The organism is Halosolutus sp. DAT137 (assembly GCF_059736405.1).
This window is the reverse complement of record NZ_JCAQID010000008.1, coordinates 182,578-203,027: the sequence shown is the minus strand read 5'-3', so window position 1 is coordinate 203,027 and position 20,450 is coordinate 182,578. Positions and strand designations below refer to the sequence as shown.

The window sequence follows — 20,450 nt, the reverse complement described above, 5'->3', positions numbered from 1 at the left end:
GCCGATCGAGGACTGACCCGCCCGTCTGAAATGGTCGGGGTTGTGGCGTGTCATCGAGGGTCTGTCTGCCGTCGTCCACTTTCACTCCGGTAGCACACACCTTTTAGCCTCGCCGTTAGTACAAGGGAACGATGACGTCGTTCCAGTCGACACTCGGTGACGAGCCGGGGATCGCCGAGGAGCTGGCCGAAAACCAGCAGGCGATCTCGATCGCCGAGTTCTTCGAGAAGAACAAGCATATGCTCGGCTTCGACAGCGGTGCTCGGGGCCTCGTCACGGCTGTTAAGGAAGCCGTCGACAACGCCCTGGACGCTGCAGAAGAGGCCAGCATTCTCCCGGATATCTACGTCGAGATTCAGGAAGACGGCGACTACTACCGCCTGATCGTCGAGGACAACGGGCCGGGAATCACGAAAGAATCGCTACCGAAAGTATTCGGAAAACTACTCTATGGCTCTCGCTTTCACGCCCGCGAACAGTCGCGCGGCCAGCAGGGAATCGGCATCTCTGCGGCCGTTCTTTACTCGCAACTGACCAGCGGGAAGCCGGCGAAGATCACCAGCCGAACCCAGGGGGCAAGCGAGGCGGAGTACTTCGAACTGATCGTCGATACTGACTCCAACGAACCCGAGATCAGCGTCGAGGAAACGACCTCGTGGGACCGCCCCCACGGAACGCGCATCGAACTCGAGATGGAAGGAAACATGCGCGCCCGCCAGCAGCTTCACGACTATATCAAACACACGGCGGTCGTCAATCCTCACGCACGACTCGAACTCCGCGAACCCAAGGCCCACTTCAAATTCGAGCGTGCGACCGACCAGCTTCCCGAAGAAACCGAGGAGATTCGACCACACCCACACGGCGTCGAACTCGGCACCGTGATGAAGATGCTTTCTGCGACGGACTCCCAGACGATGTCCGGCTTCCTTCAGGAGGAGTTCACCCGCGTCGGGAAGAAAACCGCGGAGTCGGTCATCGACGCGTTCCGCGATCGCCATTACGGCCGCGAGATGCGCTGGCGGCCGCCACAGGCCCACGAATCGATCGATCTCGAGGCTGCCGTAACGGCCGCGACCGCGAACAAAGGCCAGGACGCGACGGCCGCCTTCGCAAGTCGAATTGCCGAGGCCGTCGAGGAATCCGATCGAATCGCCCACCACGAACTCCTCGCCGTCGTCGACGACGCTGCGGCGGCGGTCGAAGCCGACCACGGAACGACGTTTGGCGACACGGTCCAAGAGAACGCCGTCGACGTGGTCTGGCGCGCGCTGATCGATGCGTCCGAAGGGGATGGGCAGGATACCGACGCCAGCAGCGAGCCGGATGCGGGCAGCGGGCCTGTCGACGAGTCGCGTCTCGTTGCCGACCTCTATGAACTCGCGGACGAGGCGACGAGCACCCGCAAGGACGACGAGATCATCCACGCCTTCGCCGAGCGACTCGGTGGCCGGTTCGTAGACGAAACCGAGGCGGACGACGATCCTCGCCACAGACTCACCCACGATCGACTCAGAGACCACGTCGATCGCGCCGCGGAACTCACCGAGGAGTACGACGACGTCGCGTTCGGGGAGACGGCCCGCGAGAACGTCACGGCGGCGATCTGGGGCGTGATGGCGACCGTTCCCGACGACCCGCCATTGGTGCGAGAACTCGACGACGATCGCGACGCCACGAGCAATCTCGTCGACGGGATGCGTGCAACGGATATTATGGCCCCGCCGACGCGGTGTCTGGCACCGATTACCGACGACCTCATCCAGGCTGGTCTCGAAAAGGAGTTCGACGCCGACTTCTATTCGGCGGCGACCCGTGACGCGGAAGTCTCGGGCGGCGATCCGTTCATCGTCGAGGCCGGCATCGCCTACGGCGGCGAGATCGAAGCTGAGGGGAGCGCGGATGTCCTGCGCTTTGCGAACCGCGTCCCGCTGGTCTACCAGCGCGGTGCGTGTGCGACGACCGACGTGGTCAAGTCGATCGGCTGGCGCAACTACGGTCTCGACCAGCCCGGCGGCTCGGGGCTGCCAAACGGCCCGGCCGTCATCATGGTTCACGTCGCTTCGACGAACGTTCCGTTCACCAGCGAATCGAAAGACGCGGTCGCGAACGTCCCCGAAATCGAAGACGAGATCGAACTCGCCATCCGGGAAGCGGCCCGCGAACTCAAGAGCTACCTGAACAAGCGCCGATCGATGCAACAGCGCCGGAAGAAACAGAACGTCCTCGGGACGATCCTCCCGGAGATGGCCCAGAAGGTCGCCGAGGTGACCGAACGCGAGGAACCCGACATCGACGACGCGATCGCCCGGATTATGAACAACGTCCTCGTCGAGCGCCGTATCGAGGCGAACGGCGACGGACAGGCCGTTTCAGTAGTGGTCGAGAACCACTCGGGAACGACCGAATCGCTCGAAGTAACCGACATCGTCTCGGCGGAGCCACGAAACCTCTCCGATGGTGCCACCGTCGTCGAAATGGACGGCGAGTGGTTCGTCAAGTGGGACACCGACGTCTCGAGCGACGGCGAAGCCGCCCTCGAGTACGAGGTCGACGCCGACGCATCGTTCGATCTCGACGTCAAGGGCGTCGAGAGCGAGAAACTCACCGTAACTGACCCAGACCAATGAGCACGGACACCAACGCAGACGCCAGAGCGCAACTGATCGATCTCGCGGCACAGTTTTACGACCAGTTCGAACTGGGCGAGATCCCCCACATGTCCGTTCCGACGCGGACGAAAGCCAACATCGAGTACGACGAAGACAAGAACGTCTGGGTGTACGGCGATCGGGAATCGACTCGATCGGCCAACTCCGTTCGCGGCGCGCGGAAGCTCCTGAAAGCCGTCTATACGATCGAATTCCTCTCGAACCAACTCGAAGAGGATCGATCGTCGACCCTGCGTGAGTTGTACTACCTTTCGGAAAGCTGGGACAACAAGGAAGCCCAGTTCGGCGATCAGGACGAGTCCAACCAGCTGATCGAGGATCTGGAGATCGTCTCGGGTGTCACCCGCGAGGACTTCCACATGCGCCCCGAGGAGTCGGGGGCGACGATCATGGGACCGTTGTACCTCCGCGAACAGACTCGCCGCGGCGAACGGGAGATTCACTGTCAGGAAGACGTCGGGGAGGGCGGCTACCAGATTCCGAACAACCCCGATACGATCGAGTTTCTCGACAGCGATGCCGACTTCATCCTGGCGGTGGAGACCGGTGGCATGCGCGATCGGCTCGTCGAGAACGGGTTCGACGACGAGTACAACGCCCTGATCGTCCACCTCAAGGGTCAGCCCGCGCGGGCGACACGACGAATCATCAAGCGACTCCATGACGAACTCGACCTGCCAGTGACGGTGTTCGCAGACGGTGACCCGTGGTCGTACCGAATCTACGGCTCGGTCGCCTACGGCTCGATCAAATCTGCCCACCTTTCTGAGTACCTCGCGACGCCGGCGGCCCAGTACATCGGCATCCAGCCCGCGGACATCGTCGAGTACGATCTGCCGACCGACCCGCTCAGCGATTCGGATATCAACGCTCTAGAGAGCGAACTCGAAGACCCTCGCTTCCAGACGGATTACTGGGAGGAACAGATCGAACTCCAACTCGACATCGGGAAGAAATCCGAACAGCAGTCGCTTGCAGCACGTGGACTCGACTTCGTGACGGATACGTATCTGCCAGAGCGTCTCGGTGAGATGGGCGTCCTCTAGGTCCACAACCTGAAATCGCGACTACTTGCGACCCAGAATTGCGATTACTCGTCGAGGGCGACCGGAATCGATCGCCGTGCGACGTCGACGACGAACGCGTCTGCATCCGTTTCGAGCGCCTCAAACGTATTGTAGTGGATCGGTACGACGAGTCCCGGAGCCATGCGTTCGGCCAGCGCCGCGGCTTCCCGGCGGTCCATCGTGAACGAGCCGCCGATCGGCGGCAACAGGAGGTCCACGCCAAGTTCCTCGTGGACGGCGAGCGCGTCGGTATCGCCGGGCCAAAACGCGGTTACCCCGTCGATGGTAACCGCGAACCCACAGCCCTCTCCTTCTGGATGACAGGGACGGCCTTGCCCGTCCGTATACGGACCATCGGGGTCGTTGTACGCCGGCGTCGTACAGAGATCGAGCGGGCCGAGAACGAACGACTCGTCCGCACGAACTCGTTCGATCTCGAATGGGAGGTCCTCGGGCTGTTCGTCGACGCGATCGATTTCGTCGGCGTCGATCGACTCGTGGACGAGGACGATCGCATCGTCGTGGGCGACGCGCCGGATGCCGTCTGGGTCGTAGTGGTGGTCGTGGGAGACGAGGATCAGATCGCCGTCGCGGGCGTCGTACTCGTCGAGGACGCCGTAGCGGCCGGGATCCGTATAGATCACCGTCCCCGTTTCGCCTGCGAGGCGAACAGTCGCATAGCCGAGCCAGTCGACGGTTACCGAATCGAAGCGAACGGTCATGCCTGCCCTTCGGTCGGGGATGTGGAAAATCGTTCGGCTCCGTGCGTAACGACTCCGAGATGCGATCGAGGCGCGTCCGATCGGGTTTCGATTGTGGCAGTTTCGATGCGATCGCTGCCGTATCGATTCGGGCCGCCGTGGATTTGTGCCGCCGTGTCGGTTCGTCGCGCGCCGGTGGCGCTCAGGGCCGACGAATCGAATGCGAGAGCGTCCCGACGCCGTCGATTTCGATGTCGACCTCGTCGCCGTCAGAAAGCGGCCCGACGCCCTCCGGCGTTCCCGTCGCGATCACGTCACCCGGTTCGAGGGTCATGTACGTCGTGATCTCCGCGATCAGTTCCGGAACAGAGAAGATGAGTTGCTCGCGAGAGCCGTCCTGTTTCAGTTCGCCGTTGACCCGACTGCGAACGCCCGCGTCGGCCGGCACCTCGTCGGGCGTCGCGAGCACCGGTCCGATCGGAGCCGCGCCGTCGAAGGCCTTCCCGCGAACCCAGTTCTGTTCCTGGCGCTGGTCGTCTCGGTTCGAGATGTCGTTGACGCACGTGAACCCCTCGACGACGTCCATCGCCGACACCTCGGGAACGTGTCGACACTGCTCGCCGATGACGACGCCGAGTTCGGCTTCGTGGTCGATCCGCTCTTTTCCCGCGGGCGCGGTGACCGTGTCGCCGTGGCTCGCGACCGTGTTCGGTGCCTTCAAAAAGAGCAGCGGGCGATCGGGCACGTCCGAACCCATCTCGTCTGCATGTGCGGCGTAGTTGCGCCCGATACAGACGATTTTCGTCGGGTCACACGGCGCGAGGACGTCGATCGCGTCGTCGTCGATCGCGTAGCTCTCGTTTGCAAAGTGGACGTGGCCGTTCTCGAACTCGCCGCGGCGAACGGCACCTGCCGGATCGCGGAAACGAACGTATTTCATGCGCGACCTGTTGTGACGCGCCGACAAAAGGGTTGAGATGACGGCACTCGATTCGGGTCGAGTCGATCGGGGACCGAGACGGGTGCGAACGAACACAACCTGACGGACAGTTGAGCACGTCAGAACGTACCACTACGGGCACGGAACGGAACGCTTTTTACTAGCCCCCAGCAAGCAGTGAATGCGTGATCGCTCCGTTGGTGTAGTCCGGCCAATCATTTCGGCCTTTCGAGCCGATGACCTGGGTTCAAATCCCAGACGGAGCACTCTTCTGAGGAACGAAGTAACGAAGAAAGAAGCGCACGCTCTGGGAATTGAAGTAGAGAAGTCACAGCCCGCACAGCCGAGTGAACCGAGGCGAGCAGGACCGTCTTCGCGTGGTTTGACTTCCCAGACGGAGCAGTTTGCAAACGGCGGTTACTCCCGCAACTCCGTCTCGATCGGAATCGCTCTCGCGGCCGTCGCTTTGAACGAGGCGGTGATCGGTTGGTCGACCGCGAGGGCCAACCGATCGACGCTGGCGTTCGTAATCAAGGCCTGAACCGTCTCCGTCGGGGTGAGCTGGACGGTGACGCGGGTGATCGCGTCACCGGCGTCGATTCGCGCGATCGTACCGGAAAACTGGTTTCTGAGACTCGTCTCGTTCGCGTGGGGCACGTCGTCGGGATCGGCCAAGACGACGGCGTCCGATCGAACGGCGACCTCGACGTCTTGGGGTCCGTCGGGGACCAGCGCGAGGATCGAACCGATGTCGGTGTCGACGGTGGCGAGTTCACCGGTTCGGTCTCGGACCGTCCCCGCGAAGACGGATTCCGTGACTCGTGCAACGCCATCGAGTTCGGCTTCGTGCCGATCGAACTGCCGGCGGAGTTCGCGGGCGGTCTGGGTGAGATCGGTCCCGCCGCCGCCGCGACCCCCGCGCCGTCGCTCCGTGATCGGGCCGACTGCGTCTTCGATTTCCACGACGCGATTCTGGAGGCGAGCGTACGATCGCCCCAGGGTATCGGCCGCCTTGTGCATCGACCCGTGTCGCTCGATCGCATCGAGCATCTCGATGTCGCGTCGTTCGATGGTCACGTCGTCGACGGCGAGTTTCGTGCTGTAGTCCTTTTCGATCGTCATCGTGAGAATCTCGGGAGACGGGGGCGTTCGTCGTCGTTCGCTAGTATATCAGTTCGCCGGCGATAAATTTCCGGGTTCGATCGTCCCGTGGCTCCTCGAAGACCGTCTCCGTGGGACCGACTTCGATGAGTTCGTTCTGAACCAGTACCGCGACGCGGTCTGCGATCCGTTCGGCCTGGTGCATGTCGTGGGTCGCGATCGCGACGCCGATGCCGCGGTTTTTCGCCTCCAGAACGGCGTCTTCGATCACCGCCGTGTTTCGCGGGTCGAGATCCGACGTCGGCTCGTCGAGGAGCAGTATCTCGGGATCGTACGCCAGTGCACGGGCGAACGCCACGCGCTGGGCTTCCCCGCCGGAGAGCGAGGCGGCGTCCTGGCCGGCCTGTGAACCCATTCCGACGGTGTCGAGGGCGTCGATCGCGTCGCCGGTTCCGTTCGTCTTCCCGACGAGACTCCCGAGTTCGTGGCGAAGCCGATCGGTCCACGACTGGCGAACCCGGAGCCCGTACTCGGCGTTGCGACGAACGCTCGCGTCGAAGAGGCTCGCCTCCTGGAACACCATGCCGATTCGGCGGCGGTACTCGAGTCGCCGGTGTTCGGGCAACTGCCAGACGTTTTCAGCCTCGTAGGTGACCGATCCTCGATCTGGCGCGTCGAAGAGCGCGAGCAGGCGAAGCAGCGTCGATTTGCCGACGCCGGAGGGGCCGATGATCCCGACGACTTCTCCCGGCGACACCGAGAGCGAGACGCCGTCGAACACCGTCTCATCGCCGTAGGCGTGATGGACGTCGGTCGCTTCGAGCGTCATCCGTACCGGCCACCTCCGTTCCCGAGACGGACGACGATCGCATTGACGAGCAAGACGAGGGTGACGAGAATCGCGCCGAGGATCATCGCCGTTTCGAAACGACCCTGGCGGGCCTCGAGTTGGATCGCGGTCGTGAGCGTTCGCGTGACCGAGGTGCCGTCCGAGGCGGCGATGTTTCCGCCGACGATGAGGACTGACCCCACCTCGCTGATCGCTCGCCCGAAGCCCGCGAGGACGGCCGTCGCGATACCGTAGCGGGCTTCTTTGATCGTTACTAACCCCACGTCGAGGTGCGTTCCGCCCATCGCGTATGCGGCGTCCCGAACGTTCTGCTCGACGCTGCTGACCGCGGCGAGGCTCACGCCGGTGATGACCGGCGTGGCGAGAACGAACTGCGACATGATCATCGCCTCGGTCGTGAACACGAGGTTCCACGCGCCGAGGGGCCCCTGATTGGACACCGCAAACAACACGACGAGTCCGACGACGACGCTCGGAAAGCCCATCCCGGTGTTGATGAGCGAGGTGAGCAACGTCTTCCCGCGAAACTCCGTGAATCCGACGACGAGTGCAATGGGCAGACTGAACAGCGTACTCAACCCGACCGCGAGGAAGCTCACGTAGAGGGAGACGCGAATGATACTCCGAACGTAGTTCCACTCGAAGGGAAAGTCGACCAGCACCGGGGCCAGCATATCGGGTTCGAGCGGCATACTATTGGATTTTAATCACCGCTGCTTGAGGATTCCCATCCTTCGGGGACGTACTGCTGAAAGTTCGGGTCCTCAGCGAGTGCTTCGACAAAGAACAGTTGTTCGCCCTCCGAGGTATAGCTCTCGATGATTTCTTGCCCCTCGATGCTCGTGATGAATCCGATATACGCCATCGCAAGGTCGTAGTTTACGTGATCGTGGACGGCGGGGTTGACCGCGACGATCCCGTACGGATTCATGAGCGCTTCGGGACCGTCCTCGACGGGGCCCTGAACGTGAATCTCGAGATCGATCTCGCCTTGCATGGAAATGAACGTCCCGCGATCGGCCAGCGTGTAGGCCTCCTGAAGATTCGCCTGGTTCAAAATCTCCCCCATTCCGCCGCCGCCGTCGATGTACCAGTCGCCGAACGTTTCGACGGTCAGTCCGGCCGTCTCCCAGAGTTCGAGTTCTTTCGTGTGGGTCCCCGAGTTGTCGCCTCGAGAGACGAACGACGATTCCGAGTCCGCGATCGTCGTCAGTGCCGCTTCGATGTCGTCCGCTCCGGAGATTCCAGCGGGATCGTCCGGACTTCCGACGACGACGAAGTCGTTGAACATGAGGTTGCGGCGGTTGACTCCGTAGCCGTCCTCCATGAACTCGTCTTCGAGCGATCGAGCGTGGACCATCACGATGTCGGAATCGCCGTTGCGAGCCGTTTCGAGTGCCGCTCCGGTTCCCTGTGCGACGGTATCGACGGTAACGCCGTACCGATCCTCGAACGGTGCGTTGAGTTCGTCGAGAAGCCCGGTGTCGTCCGTACTCGTGGTCGTCGTCAGTGTCAGTGTTTCTCCCTGAATCTCCGGTCCTGTCTCATCGTCGTCCCCACTGAGTGCTGTACACCCCGAGAGCGAGACGGCGGCACTGCCCGCGATCGCAGCGATCACCGCTCGCCGTTGTATCCCCATAGATACTACGAACGGCGCCGAGACAAAATAGCTTCGGGTCCGATTGCAACGACAACCAGTTACTCCCTGTCGGATATCCTCGTGAAACCCGTTGTCGAACCCGTTCAGAAGCTAGTCGTACAACGGTGGAAACCGAAAGTGGTTACCAACCGATGGTGGCGACGAATACCTGGCCGTCAGGATGGTACACGCACGTAGATCGACCTCGCTTCATTCTCGGACGAGACGACAATTCGTCATTTTGGAACTCAAGACACGGAAACCGAACGTGTTCGTTAGGTTATCAATCCTCTACCGAAACGTACCGGTAGCAAACGACCAACCGGGACCGATATTGTAACAATACTCTAGTTACAACGGGAACCGAGTCCTGGAATGACCGACGAGAATCACGATGCACTCGAGACGATCGAGCACGTCGTCAGGTCGCCCTGTAGAGTCCGTATTCTGAACGTGTTCGACGGGGAACCGCAGGTCACGAAAGAGACGTTGCGCGCGTCCGTCGACGTCGTTCGGACGACGTTCCAGCGAAATCTGGACGGGCTCTGCGAGCGAGGACTCGTTCGCGTGGGCACCGAACCCGACACGTACGAGCGGACGCTATCGGGATCGCTCGTCGCTTCGTCGATCGACGACGCGCTGTCGACCGTGGGCACGGCGATCCGGCTTCGGCCGGTCTTCGAGCAGATCCCCTCGTCGTCGATCGACGTCGACCCGGCGTGGCTCGCGGACGCGACGATCGTTCGGGCGACGACGGCGAATCCCTACGGCCCCGTCGAGCGCCACGAACGACGGATCGCGGAGACCGACCACGCGAGGTTAGTTCTCCCCGCTACCGGGGCGGAACCGCTCGAGAAGTCACGAGAAATGGTCGCCGGTGGTGCGGTTCACGACGTGATCGTGACCCCGTCAGTTGCCGCGGCGCTTCGTTCCGACCCGTCGCTGCGCGAGACGTTCGAGGCGCTCTCGGAGTCCGAGACCGTCTCCGTGTCGGTCACCGAGTCGGCGGTTCCGTTCTATCTCGGAATCCTCGATACGGTCGTCCAGATCGGCGTTCAGGACGATACCGGGTTGCCCACAGCCCTCCTCGAGTCCACGGACAAACACCTCCGCGAGTGGGCAGTCGATCGCTTCGAGTCCTACGCGCGACGGGCCGAGTGCGTCGCCTGAGCACAGATCGATCCAGGCCGACAGCGATCGCTCCACGACCGGCCCGTCCTTACTGTCCCGATCGAAGACGAGGGCGTGCACGCCGTGCACGGTCGTCGAGGAGTACACTGAATACCGTCGGCACCCTCCTCGTGAGACGGTAGGTGGTGTGCATCCGCACGGACCGCCGGGGTTCCAGCGTTCCGTCCGCTATTTTGGGTACCGTTCCAGCGGAGCGGTTTTCGGCCGGACGGGATGTTACGAATGGGGGCGTCCCGACGCCGCGTCGCTCGCGAACCCGACGCGAGCGGAAACCCTTAGGGGAATCGCCACTCGATTTCCGGATATGAGTGAAAATCGTGTCGTTCAGGGTCGGATGGTTACGGCGGCTACACTCGCGGAACTGGTCGAGGGAGAGTCCGTCATGGAAGTGGACTCGATCGACGAGGCGGACAGGGAGTGCCCGGACTGTGGCGGCAACGTCCTCACCGTCGGCTACATGCCGTCGGTCACCGAGTTCGTCACCGGCTTTAAGTGTCAGGACTGCGACTGGAGCGAAACTGATCGAGACTGAAGCGGCCGACGGACCGGGACTGAAGCCGCCGAGGAGGACAGTTCGTCTCCGGTCCGATCGGATTCCGGCGGGAGACTGCCTCACCAGACGAGCCACTCGAGGCCGAGCAGAACCGCCGCCAGAAAGACGTGTTCTCCGTCGACGACGAACCCGTAAAATAGCGGTCCCCGATCGGGCATTGCGAACGGAATGTACGCGCCGACGTAGCCGTTGAACGCGAGCACGGCAAGCCAGGCGGTCGGCAGCGTCCCGGTCGCGACCACCCCCAGAAGGGTCGCCGCGACGAGGACGTTGGCGGCCTGCGAGAGAACGCGGGTCCGTCGAGTACCGAGGGTGTTCGGCACCGTCCGAATGCCCGCCGCCCGATCGCCCTCGATGTCCTTGACGTCGAAAATCACCGCGGCGATCGTGATCATCGCGCCCACGTAGACCGCAAGCGCAAGGACCTCGAGTCGCCAGGGGTGACCGAAGTAGTAGCCGGTCCCGAGCGGGACGAGCGCCCACGCCACCCCGACGAACAGGTTCTTGACGAGGAACAGCCGTTTGACGCCGACCGTCGAGTACAGGACCGCCGCGAGCAACGGCAGGATCATGAACCCGACGCCCGGCACGTCGAGGACGACTGCAAGCGCGATCGCCGCGACGTAGAGGACGGTCCCGGACGCCAGCCAGAGCCAGCCGTAGCGTCTGACGAACGCCGCCCGTCGAGGGACGTTCGTCTCGTCTTCCTCGAGGTCGGTAAACCGGTTGACCGTGTAGACGAACACCGTCACCGCGAAGACGATACCAAACGGCCGCGGATCGGGTGGGAAGTCGGCCAGGACGGTCGTCGTCATGACGACGCTCGATGCGGCGAGCGAAATGAAAACATTACTGTGGACCAGTAGCCGGAGGCCCGCGAGGAGTGGATCGGGCCAGTACTGGCCGGATCTTTCTGCGATCGGGGTTCTCACGTCGACCACGCTCCGCGCGGAGGCAAAGCGCCGCGGCGACACCACAGTACGAACTCTCGGGGGACGTTACGCGCCTCGCTCCCGTCGACACCGTGGTGCACTGCTCGTCGCGAAATTGGAACCCGATGGGTTCAAACGCTTCGGTGGTCGGGCACCGATTCGAGTGTCGGACGGCGACCTCCCTGGTACGCGGTACGCTGGTCTCCAAACCGCGATCGACCCTACGGCTCGAAAGAACGCGAAAGCCCACGGTGAGGTGTCGTGGCCGACAGCGGCGACGGGCCGATTGTCACAGCCAGTGCGATCGGCTCGCCGGGCCCCGGGAAAACCGTCTTGATTAAACCTGCGTTTCTCGCCGAGCCTGGTACATCAGTTCCCAGACCGCGTCTTCGATGGAGTCGTCCGTCTGTGCCTTGAGTTTTTCGTACAGGGAGTCGGAGACCGTGACTTCTGGCATCACCTCTTGATATACCGGCCGGGATAATAAATGTACCCTAATACGAAATTGAGTTAATTTTGTGCTGGCCGGCTCGTCCGTCACGACGATTTCGGCCGCCCGGAATCTGAACAACGAAACAGAATACGGCGGGCTATGCCGGAAACCGATCGCCCCGCGATTCCGAACTGGCAGGATTTAAGCAAGGGCGGAACAGCCCCTAGGGTGGCTATGAAATTACACGAGTACCAGGCGAAGCAGGTCTTCGCCGACGCCGGCATTCCGACGCCGGCCTCTCAACTCGCCTCCGACGTCGACGGTGTCGTCACCGCGGCGGATGAGATCGGGTATCCAGTTGCGATCAAAGCGCAGGTACAGGTCGGCGGCCGGGGCAAAGCCGGCGGGATCAAACTCGTCGACGACGCGGACGAAGCGCGCGACGCGGCCGACGAGATTCTGGGGATGGATCTCAAGGGCTACCACGTCGATCGCGTCCTCGTCGAGGAGGCGGTCGACTTCACCGACGAACTCTACGTCGGGATCACGATGGATCGCGGCGAGGGCAAACCCGTCGCGATGGTCTCGACCCGCGGTGGCGTCAACATCGAGGAAGTTGCCGAGGAAGACCCCGATGCGATCGCTCGCGAGCACATCGACCCCGCGTTCGGGATGCACCCGTATCAGGCCCGCAAAGCGGTCTACGACGCCGGCGTCGACCAGTCGATCGCCCGCGACGTCTCGAGCGTCCTCACCACGCTCTATCAGCTCTGGGACGATCGGGACGGTGCCGACGCAGAGATCAACCCGCTGATGGTCACCGGCGACGACGAGGTCATCGCGGCCGACGCCGTGATGAACATCGACGAGGACGCCCTCTTCCGCCAGCCCGAACTGGCCGAGATGGAAGAAGAGGCCGCTGGCGGCGACGAACTCGAGCAGATGGCCGACGAGTACGACTTCGACTACGTCCGCCTGTCGGGCAACGTCGGCATTATCGGCAACGGTGCCGGTCTCGTCATGACCACGCTCGATCTGGTCGACCACTACGGCGGCAAGCCAGCCAACTTCCTCGACGTCGGCGGTGGCGCGAAGGCGGCCCGCATCGCGAACGCGCTCGATATGGTCTTCTCGGACGACAACGTCGACAGCGTCGTCTTCAATATCTTCGGCGGGATCACCCGCGGCGACGAGGTCGCGAAGGGGATCAACGAGGCGCTCGAGCAGTTCGACGAGATTCCCAAGCCGGTCGTCGTCCGACTCGCCGGCACCAACTGGGAGGAAGGGATGGAAATTCTGAACGAAGACCTCGTGACGGTTGAACAGACCCTCGAGGACGCGGTCCAGCGTGCCGTTTCCTACGCTGACGAGGTGAGCGAACAATGAGCGTACTAGTCGACGACGACACGCGCGTCGTGGTACAGGGCATCACCGGCGGGGAAGGCAAGTTCCACGCCGAACAGATGATGGAGTACGGCACGAACGTCGTCGCCGGTGCGGTCCCCGGAAAGGGCGGCCAGGAAGCCGCCGGCGTCCCCGTCTACAACACGGTCGACGAGGCCGTCGAAGCGGAAAACGCCGACACGTCCGTCATCTTCGTCCCACCGGCGTTCGCGGGCGACGCCATTTTCGAGGCGCTGGACACGGACCTCGACCTCGCCGTCGCCATCACCGAAGGCGTTCCGACCCAGGACATGGCGAAGGTGGCCAAGCGACTCACCGAAACCGACACCCGCCTCATCGGTCCGAACTGTCCCGGCCTCATCACGCCCGGCGAGGCGAAACTCGGCATTCTCCCCGGAAACATCTTCTCGGATGGGAACGTCGGCCTCGTCTCCCGATCGGGCACGCTGACCTACCAGGTCGTCGACAACCTGACCAAACGCGGCATCGGGCAGACCACCGCGATCGGTATCGGCGGCGACCCGATTATCGGCACCGACTTCGTCGACGCCCTCGAACTGTTCGAGAACGACGACGAGACGGACGCGATCGTCATGTGCGGCGAGATCGGCGGCGAAGACGAAGAGGAAGCCGCCGCGTTCATCGACGAGCACGTCGACACGCCCGTCGCCGGCTTCATCGCCGGCCGCACCGCCCCGCCGGGCAAGCGTATGGGCCACGCCGGCGCGATCGTCTCCGGTTCCGGGACGGGAACTGCAGAGAGCAAGATTTCAGCGCTCAACGACGCCGGTGTCCCCGTCGGTGACACCCCCGAAGAAGTCGCAGACCACATCGAAGAGTTCCTCTCGTAAGCCGATCGGACGGCGTTTTTTCTTCGGCCGATATCGTCTCCCCGTCGTTCGGGGCCGAGTCTCGTCGGTCGATCCAGCGGTCGTCAGCGTTCGAGAACCGACGTCGTGAGCGGTTGACACAGCGGCTCCGACCGTTCGAGTATCGCAGTCGCAGACCGCCGATCGAATCGCGAATCGCACCGACGAGATGCCCGTCGGCTATTCGCGGGTGACCGCGTGGGTCACACAGCCCTGATCGATGAACGTGCCGTCCACGAACAACCGGGCACAGTTGCGGATGCCGTCGGAGCCGCCGGGGAACCGATCGACCGGAGCGACCTGCACGGTGAGCGTTAGCACAGGCAGACAACTGCCCGGTGCAAGCCCCGACCCGTTCGGGTGGGTCGCGGTGACGGTTCCGCCTGCCGCCGACGCCGTCCAGCCGCTTCCGGCGGCGGAGACGAACGAGATCCCGTCCGGCAACTCGTCGGTCACGGAGACCTTCCCTTCGCACGGGTGCTCGCCCGCGTTACAGACTTCGATCTCGTAGGTCGCCTGCCCGCCGTAGACGAAGTCACTTCCCGTTCGCTTTCGAATCTCGAGTCCGTCGCAGTCCGTGGTCTCCGGACGGACGGGGACCTGAATGCAGTCGCGGTTGTTGTCCGGGTCGGCGTCGTCGTATTTCAGGCTGACACAGTTACGGATCGCGTCCCCAACTTCGTCGATCGAACCGACGGACACCTCGAGCGTCAGGGTCGGGAGGCAATCGCCCGGTCCGAGACCGTTTGTATTCCCGTGCTCGCAAGTAACAGTTCCACCGGTTTCCGTACAGCTCCAGCCGCTTCCGGAGCCGGAGACGAACGAGACGCCCGCCGGGAGCGGATCGATCGCGGTGACCGGACCGCGACAGAGGTCTTCGCCCACGTTACAGACGTCGATCTCGAAGGTGGTCGTCGACCCCGGAGTGACGAAATCGCCGTCGTGGCGCTTGGTGACCGCGAGGTCACAGCCGCCGTGATCGTCACCGGGCCGAACGGGGACGGTGGCGCAATCGGTCTTGTGACTGGCGCTCTCGTCGCCCTGCCTGACGGTGGCGCAGTTGACGAGTTCGTCGGCGTCGTCCGGCACCGCCGTCACCTCGACGGTGAGCTCGATCGGCGGGAGACAGTCGCCCGAGCCCAGACCGCTGTGTGCGTGCTCGAAGGTGACGGTACCACCACTCTCGGTGGCACTCCAGCCGGTGCCGGACCCTGAGACGTACGCGAATCCGGGTGGGAGTTCGTCGACGACCGTCACGGTCCCGCCGCGACACGACCCGCTTCCGTCGTTGCAGACGGTGATCTCGAACGTCGTCGTCTGTCCGGGCACGAGCGGTTCGTCGGCCTCGCCCGTGTGTTCTTTGCGCACCGAGAGGTCACAGACGTCCTCGACCGGCTCTTCGTCACACTCACAGACGAGTTCGGCGTCCATCAGGAGGCCCGTGATCGAGATCCTGTTGTGGACATCGACACGAAGTGTGTACTGGCCGGGACCGACGGACTGGGTTACCGGACCCTTGAGCGTCGAAAACCCGGAGTCCTGTGCGAGCGTCGTCGTCCCGCCGGGTCCCTCGAGTTCGATCGTGGCGTCGTCGTCGACTGCCCACTGGTTGATCCGGAGTTCGCACTCGTCATCGCTCCAGTTGTCAGGTACCTCGAAGTCGATCTCGTAGACGTAATCGCCCTCGGGGTCGTACGGTGCGGGCCAGCCGCCCGTGCCGTAGGGGTCGATCCAGTTGGCGGTCGTCAGCGTGGCCCACTGGGCGACCGGTTCGATACTTATCGCCTGGCCCGTGGTCCCGTCGGGGGAACTGGCGACCCGCCAGTCGGGATCGGTCGTCCCGAACGTGTCCGGGACGCCGTTCGTGGTGCCCGTACTCAGATCAATCGTGAGGTCGCGACAGGGGTCGTCGGAACCGTTTCCGCCGGTTCCGGTACACCCCGCAACGGAGACGGCACCCCCGACGCCGATCGATCGAAGAAGCCGTCTTCGACTGACCGCGCTCTCGTCAGTCATTCGACCCTCGGTGTTGCATCTCGGTACTGTTCGGAATTCGAAGCGGTAGTGTGTCGACCACCCAGTCGTGAACTACCCCACCACTGCTGGTCCGTCTTGTTGAATGTCACGTCCAATCGCACTTCCGAAGTCGTCACGTGATCGCTACAGTAATGACGTACTTCCAGTTATATGAATGTTCATCGAAGAGTAAATACTTTCTTAGAAATGTCTTACAATAGCTACTTGCATGTCATCGCTTTCGTCGGAAAACAGACGTATAGAGGGACTAAGAAGCCACGTATCGATAGCAGGAGGTCAGAAGCTAATATATTTCACACATAATAAATATATGACAGCTGCTGATTTTTGGATGGTCAGTAGCTACATGACAGCAATCATAGAATCGACGCGATTTTCGAGGGTGTCGTGGGATGACGATCGCGAAACCGGCCGAACCGAATCCGATCGTAGAGTCCAGTGTGCGTTGGACTATCCAAACGCGACCACGATGACAGCCCCTGAGAGTGGGTAGCGGCGTTCTCGGGAGCGGGTGTGTGGTCGGTCAGAACTCTGGCAGCGGGTGTCACGGAGAGTTACAAGCGATCCCGGAGCTGTAAGACTGGTCTCTCAGGATGACGTGGGTACCCGTGGTGGAACGAACAACGAGATCGTATCGGTACGGTCGCGAGTGAGGAAACCGAGGAGACGCAGTGACCGCCCGCCTATCGAGTCCAGAGACAGTTCGGCCGACGCTAGAACAGTTTCCCGAGTTTCGATCGGAGCCAGCCGAGAACCCCGGACGGAGACTCATCGTCGGTCGTCGCGAGGGACTGGTCCTCGTCTTTGAGGACCAGCGAGGTTTCGTCGCCGTCGGGTGCGGCGTCCGAATCGTCGCTCTCGTCGATCGGTTCCGCCTCCTCGATGGGACCCGAAGTTGGCTGAGCCCCGACCGACGCGGCATCTGCGTGATCGTCTCCGTCGGCGATGTTTTCGGAGTCAGAATCGGCGGTCGGTTCGGCCGATGGCTCCGTCACCTCATCGACAGCAGTCGCATCCGTGTGGTCTCCGGCGTCCACCCAGAGGAACTCCTCGTCTTTCGTCCGCCCGGTGAGCAACAGGTCTTCGAGGGCAGTTTCGTCGACAAGCAGTGCGTCGTCGACAGCCGGTTCTTCCTCGGGTTCGTCCGCGCTCGCGATGATGTCCTCCGGACTTTCTTCAGCGAGGACGTCCTCGGTATCGTCGCTGACGTCCGAACGAAGCTGGTTGAACACGTCGGCGGCGGTCTGGTCCTCGATCCGATCGGTCGGCGTCGGCGCGTCGGTTGCGTTTCGATCCGTTGGCTCCCCCTCGAACGACTCCTCGATATCACCGAACAGTTCGTCGGCACTCGGTCCCACGTCGAACCCCTCACTCGCGTTTTTATCTGCGGTACTGTCGGTCATTGCACTCGTTCTCTCATAGTGGATTGTCACACACCTTTAATTTTTGGAATGTTTGCTAGTCATGACGACTGATACAACTGAGATATGAACGTGATGGCCGAGCTACCGCTGTGAGAACGATTCGGGTTGACATTTGTTCACTATCAGGACAGATAATTGGCGATTCAATTACCCACATTCCGTGATGATTCTGTCGATTCTGGACTCCATCGGTGGTCGGCCTGTAGCGGTGGTTCCGGCCTCACGGGTCGACTCGGCATCGACTCCCGCATCGGACGGTACGTGATGGACGGCCGTTCTGGCGAGAAACTGTGGGCTGATCGATCGTTCCGGAGTGTTGGTGGGGATGACCCCTCCACAACAATTATAGGTTCGTCAACCACAAATTGAATCGTGGTTTACGAGACGAACAACGAGACGATCGACGACGCGCTCGAGCGAGTGCTGGCCGGCGAGCGACTCGACCGCACCGACGGGCTCGCACTGATGGCCCAGCCGGTCGAGGCGCTCGCAGAAGCCGGGGCGACCGTGCGCGATCACTTTGGCGACGGCACGGTCGACGCCTGCTCGATCGTCAACGCGAAGGCGGGCAACTGCGCCGAGGACTGCGGGTTCTGTGCGCAGTCGGTCCACTTCGATACCGGCATCGACACCTACGACTTCCTCGGACCGGAGAAGATCCTCGAGGCCGCGAAACGCGCCGAGCGCGACGGTGCACAGCGGTTCGGAATCGTCGTCGCCGAAAAAGGCGTCTCGAAAGAACACCGCCCCGAGGAGTGGGACGAGGTTCTCGAGTCCATCCGCCTCGTTCGCGACGAGTGCGACCTCGAAATCGACGCCTCCCTGGGCATCCTCACCGAGGAGGAAGCCGCAATTCTCGCTGCAGAGGGGATCAACCACTACAATCACAACATCGAAACCTCACCGAACTACTTCCCCGAAATCGTCGGCAGCCACAGGTTCGAGGATCGCGTCGAAACGCTCGAGATCGCCAGGGAGGCCGGCATGGACCTCTGTGCCGGCGTCATCCTCGGGATGGGCGAGACGCCGACCGATCGCGTCGACGCGGCGATCGCCCTCCAGGAGATCGGCATCTCCTCGCTCCCGGTGAACGTGTTGAACCCGGTCGCGGGCACGCCGCTGGCCGAGCAGGGCGCGGCCATCTCGACCGAAGAGATCGTCAAGACGGTCGCGGTGTACAAACTGCTCCACCCCGAGTCCCGGGTCCGCCTGACGGGCGGCCGTGAGGTCAATCTCGCGCCCGAGGAACAGCATCTTCCGCTCGAGGCGGGTGCGGACGGACTCCTTACCGGCGACTACCTCACGACGGAGGGCCAGTCCCCCGGCGAAGATATCGAAATCATCGAACGCGCCGGTCTGGAACCCAACATGGAGACCAACGAGTTCGACCCCGAGACGGTCAAGGCCCGCGCTGACGCAGACGATGTGACCGATGTGGAGGGTGTGGCCGACGCGGGGGGCGAATCGACCGCGAGTACGGGTGCGGAACCGGGCGACGACTGACGATCGACGACCCGAACGCGGAACTGCGCGACAACTGACGAGACGAACCCGAAACGAGAGACGCTACACATGGACGAAACGACGTTTGCGGTACTCGGAACCGGCGGTATCGGACGACGAACGCTCGAAGTCAGCCAGCACAAGGACGGACTCGTACCCGTCGCAGCCTGCGATCGACACGGCACCGCGATCGATTTCGACGGTCTCGACGTCGACGAACTGCTCGCGGCGACGGAGGGGAACATCGACAACGAAGTCGCGACTGACGGCGGCGCGACGACGGCAGAAAGCGAACGCGGCGTCAAACAACACGGCGAGGACAGGGGCGTCGTCGCGTCGAGTCAGGCCCGCCCCAGCGAGGACCCCATCCAGGATATCATCGATCACGGCGATCGGATCGACGCCGTTTTGCTCGCACTGCCGAACTACGAGCACGACTTCATTCCGCGCGTGGCCGATCGGTTCGTCGAGGGCGGCTATTCGGGCGTCCTGATCGACGTGCTCAAGCGATCGCGCGTGATCGAGATGCTCGACGATCGCAGCGAGGAACTCGAAAAACGGGGGATTACGTTCATCTGTGGTGCGGGTGCGACTCCCGGATTCCTCACCGGGGCGGCCGCGCTGGCCGCCCAGTCGTTCGTCGAGGTCGAGGCGGTCGACATCTGGTGGGGCGTCGGACTCAAATCCGGCTACGAGGATAATCGGGGGACGGTCCGTGAGGATATCGCCCACCTCCCCGAGTACGATATCGACACCGCGCGCGACCTGTCGGACGAGGAAATCGAGGCGATCATCGACGACCACGACGGCGTCATCGAGTTCGAGGACATGGAACACGCCGACGACGTGTTGCTCGACCGAGCCGGCGTCTGTGACGCCGAGGACGTCACCGTCGGCGGAATTTTAGACGTCAGCAGCGACGAGAAGCCGACCACGACGACGGTCTCCGTGACGGGGACGACGTTCGACGGCGAGACGGCGACGAACACCTTCCAGCTCGACGACGCGACGAGCATGGAGGCGAACGTCAACGGCCCTGCGCTGGGCTACCTCAAAACCGGCGTGCGACGGAATCGAGCCGGCGAGTACGGTGTCTTCGGCCCGGCGGAACTGATGCCTGGATTCTGACACGCC

Annotated in this window: 18 protein-coding genes and 1 tRNA gene; 9 read left to right on the top strand and 10 right to left on the bottom strand. The window is 62.7% G+C overall.

Annotated features, from left to right (window positions below; all coding sequences use genetic code 11):
- The first annotated feature begins 131 nt into the window (after window positions 1-131).
- Both AC6I6L_RS14145 and AC6I6L_RS14140 read left to right on the top strand, forming a co-directional pair.
- Window positions 132-2,630 (top strand): DNA topoisomerase VI subunit B, encoded by a 2,499-nt coding sequence (locus AC6I6L_RS14145; RefSeq protein ID WP_497918410.1) that lies wholly within the window; start codon window positions 132-134, stop codon window positions 2,628-2,630.
- Window positions 2,627-3,718, top strand: coding sequence for a DNA topoisomerase IV subunit A (locus AC6I6L_RS14140; protein ID WP_497918409.1), 1,092 nt, complete (start codon window positions 2,627-2,629; stop codon window positions 3,716-3,718). Before AC6I6L_RS14145 ends, AC6I6L_RS14140 begins: the two co-directional genes overlap by 4 nt.
- 44 nt (window positions 3,719-3,762) lie before the next feature.
- Here the strand turns inward: AC6I6L_RS14140 and AC6I6L_RS14135 are convergent, their stop codons facing one another.
- Together AC6I6L_RS14135 and AC6I6L_RS14130 are read right to left on the bottom strand one after the other, a co-directional pair.
- Window positions 3,763-4,461, bottom strand: coding sequence for an MBL fold metallo-hydrolase (locus AC6I6L_RS14135; protein ID WP_497918408.1), 699 nt, complete (start codon window positions 4,459-4,461; stop codon window positions 3,763-3,765).
- Between the two features lie 181 nt (window positions 4,462-4,642).
- Complete coding sequence (locus AC6I6L_RS14130) at window positions 4,643-5,380, bottom strand: fumarylacetoacetate hydrolase family protein (RefSeq protein WP_497918407.1); 738 nt, start codon at window positions 5,378-5,380, stop codon at window positions 4,643-4,645.
- A gap of 191 nt (window positions 5,381-5,571) precedes the next feature.
- Here AC6I6L_RS14130 and AC6I6L_RS14125 point away from each other — a divergent pair.
- Window positions 5,572-5,646, top strand: a tRNA-Glu gene (locus AC6I6L_RS14125).
- 151 nt (window positions 5,647-5,797) lie between these two features.
- On the opposite strand, the gene AC6I6L_RS14120 is transcribed toward AC6I6L_RS14125, so the two are convergent.
- The 4 genes from AC6I6L_RS14120 to AC6I6L_RS14105 are packed head-to-tail and all read right to left on the bottom strand — an operon-like array spanning window position 5,798 to window position 8,970.
- Complete coding sequence (locus tag AC6I6L_RS14120) at window positions 5,798-6,502, bottom strand: TOBE domain-containing protein (protein ID WP_497918406.1); 705 nt, start codon at window positions 6,500-6,502, stop codon at window positions 5,798-5,800.
- A 40-nt stretch (window positions 6,503-6,542) separates the two neighbouring features.
- Window positions 6,543-7,310 carry an amino acid ABC transporter ATP-binding protein gene (locus tag AC6I6L_RS14115; protein ID WP_497918405.1) on the bottom strand — a complete coding sequence of 256 codons (768 nt, stop codon included), beginning with the start codon at window positions 7,308-7,310 and terminating at the stop codon, window positions 6,543-6,545.
- A complete protein-coding gene (locus tag AC6I6L_RS14110) occupies window positions 7,307-8,023 on the bottom strand; it encodes an ABC transporter permease (RefSeq protein WP_497918404.1) in 717 nt (238 codons plus the stop codon). Before AC6I6L_RS14110 ends, AC6I6L_RS14115 begins: the two co-directional genes overlap by 4 nt.
- 11 nt (window positions 8,024-8,034) lie before the next feature.
- Window positions 8,035-8,970, bottom strand: coding sequence for an ABC transporter substrate-binding protein (locus AC6I6L_RS14105; protein ID WP_497918403.1), 936 nt, complete (start codon window positions 8,968-8,970; stop codon window positions 8,035-8,037).
- Between the two features lie 375 nt (window positions 8,971-9,345).
- On the opposite strand from AC6I6L_RS14105, the gene AC6I6L_RS14100 reads away from it, so the two are divergent.
- Window positions 9,346-10,140 carry a helix-turn-helix transcriptional regulator gene (locus AC6I6L_RS14100; RefSeq protein WP_497918402.1) on the top strand — a complete coding sequence of 265 codons (795 nt, stop codon included), beginning with the start codon at window positions 9,346-9,348 and terminating at the stop codon, window positions 10,138-10,140.
- A 325-nt stretch (window positions 10,141-10,465) separates the two neighbouring features.
- Complete coding sequence (locus AC6I6L_RS14095; RefSeq protein ID WP_497918401.1) at window positions 10,466-10,693, top strand: DUF5795 family protein; 228 nt, start codon at window positions 10,466-10,468, stop codon at window positions 10,691-10,693.
- An 80-nt stretch (window positions 10,694-10,773) separates the two neighbouring features.
- Here AC6I6L_RS14095 and AC6I6L_RS14090 read toward each other — a convergent pair whose 3' ends face one another.
- Together AC6I6L_RS14090 and AC6I6L_RS14085 are read right to left on the bottom strand one after the other, a co-directional pair.
- Window positions 10,774-11,646, bottom strand: a complete 873-nt coding sequence (locus AC6I6L_RS14090; RefSeq protein ID WP_497918400.1) for a UbiA family prenyltransferase — start codon at window positions 11,644-11,646, stop codon at window positions 10,774-10,776.
- 337 nt (window positions 11,647-11,983) lie between these two features.
- Window positions 11,984-12,103, bottom strand: coding sequence for a phosphohydrolase (locus AC6I6L_RS14085; RefSeq protein WP_497918399.1), 120 nt, complete (start codon window positions 12,101-12,103; stop codon window positions 11,984-11,986).
- A 210-nt stretch (window positions 12,104-12,313) separates the two neighbouring features.
- Here AC6I6L_RS14085 and sucC point away from each other — a divergent pair, with 210 nt between their 5' ends.
- Together sucC and sucD are read left to right on the top strand one after the other, a co-directional pair.
- Window positions 12,314-13,465: an ADP-forming succinate--CoA ligase subunit beta gene (sucC, locus tag AC6I6L_RS14080; RefSeq protein WP_497918398.1), complete on the top strand. Its 1,152-nt coding sequence runs from the start codon at window positions 12,314-12,316 to the stop codon at window positions 13,463-13,465.
- A complete protein-coding gene (sucD, locus tag AC6I6L_RS14075; protein ID WP_497918397.1) occupies window positions 13,462-14,334 on the top strand; it encodes a succinate--CoA ligase subunit alpha in 873 nt (290 codons plus the stop codon). Before sucC ends, sucD begins: the two co-directional genes overlap by 4 nt.
- A 198-nt stretch (window positions 14,335-14,532) precedes the next feature.
- Here sucD and AC6I6L_RS14070 read toward each other — a convergent pair whose 3' ends face one another.
- Window positions 14,533-16,368, bottom strand: a complete 1,836-nt coding sequence (locus AC6I6L_RS14070; protein ID WP_497918396.1) for a hypothetical protein — start codon at window positions 16,366-16,368, stop codon at window positions 14,533-14,535.
- A 734-nt stretch (window positions 16,369-17,102) separates the two neighbouring features.
- Complete coding sequence (locus AC6I6L_RS14065; protein ID WP_497918395.1) at window positions 17,103-17,792, bottom strand: hypothetical protein; 690 nt, start codon at window positions 17,790-17,792, stop codon at window positions 17,103-17,105.
- 393 nt (window positions 17,793-18,185) lie between these two features.
- Between AC6I6L_RS14065 and bioB the strand changes: the two genes are divergently transcribed.
- Both bioB and bioU read left to right on the top strand, forming a co-directional pair.
- Window positions 18,186-19,316 carry a biotin synthase BioB gene (gene bioB / locus AC6I6L_RS14060; RefSeq protein WP_497918394.1) on the top strand — a complete coding sequence of 377 codons (1,131 nt, stop codon included), beginning with the start codon at window positions 18,186-18,188 and terminating at the stop codon, window positions 19,314-19,316.
- Between the two features lie 69 nt (window positions 19,317-19,385).
- A complete protein-coding gene (gene bioU / locus AC6I6L_RS14055) occupies window positions 19,386-20,444 on the top strand; it encodes a (S)-8-amino-7-oxononanoate synthase BioU (protein WP_497918393.1) in 1,059 nt (352 codons plus the stop codon).
- The last annotated feature ends 6 nt before the right edge of the window (window positions 20,445-20,450 follow it).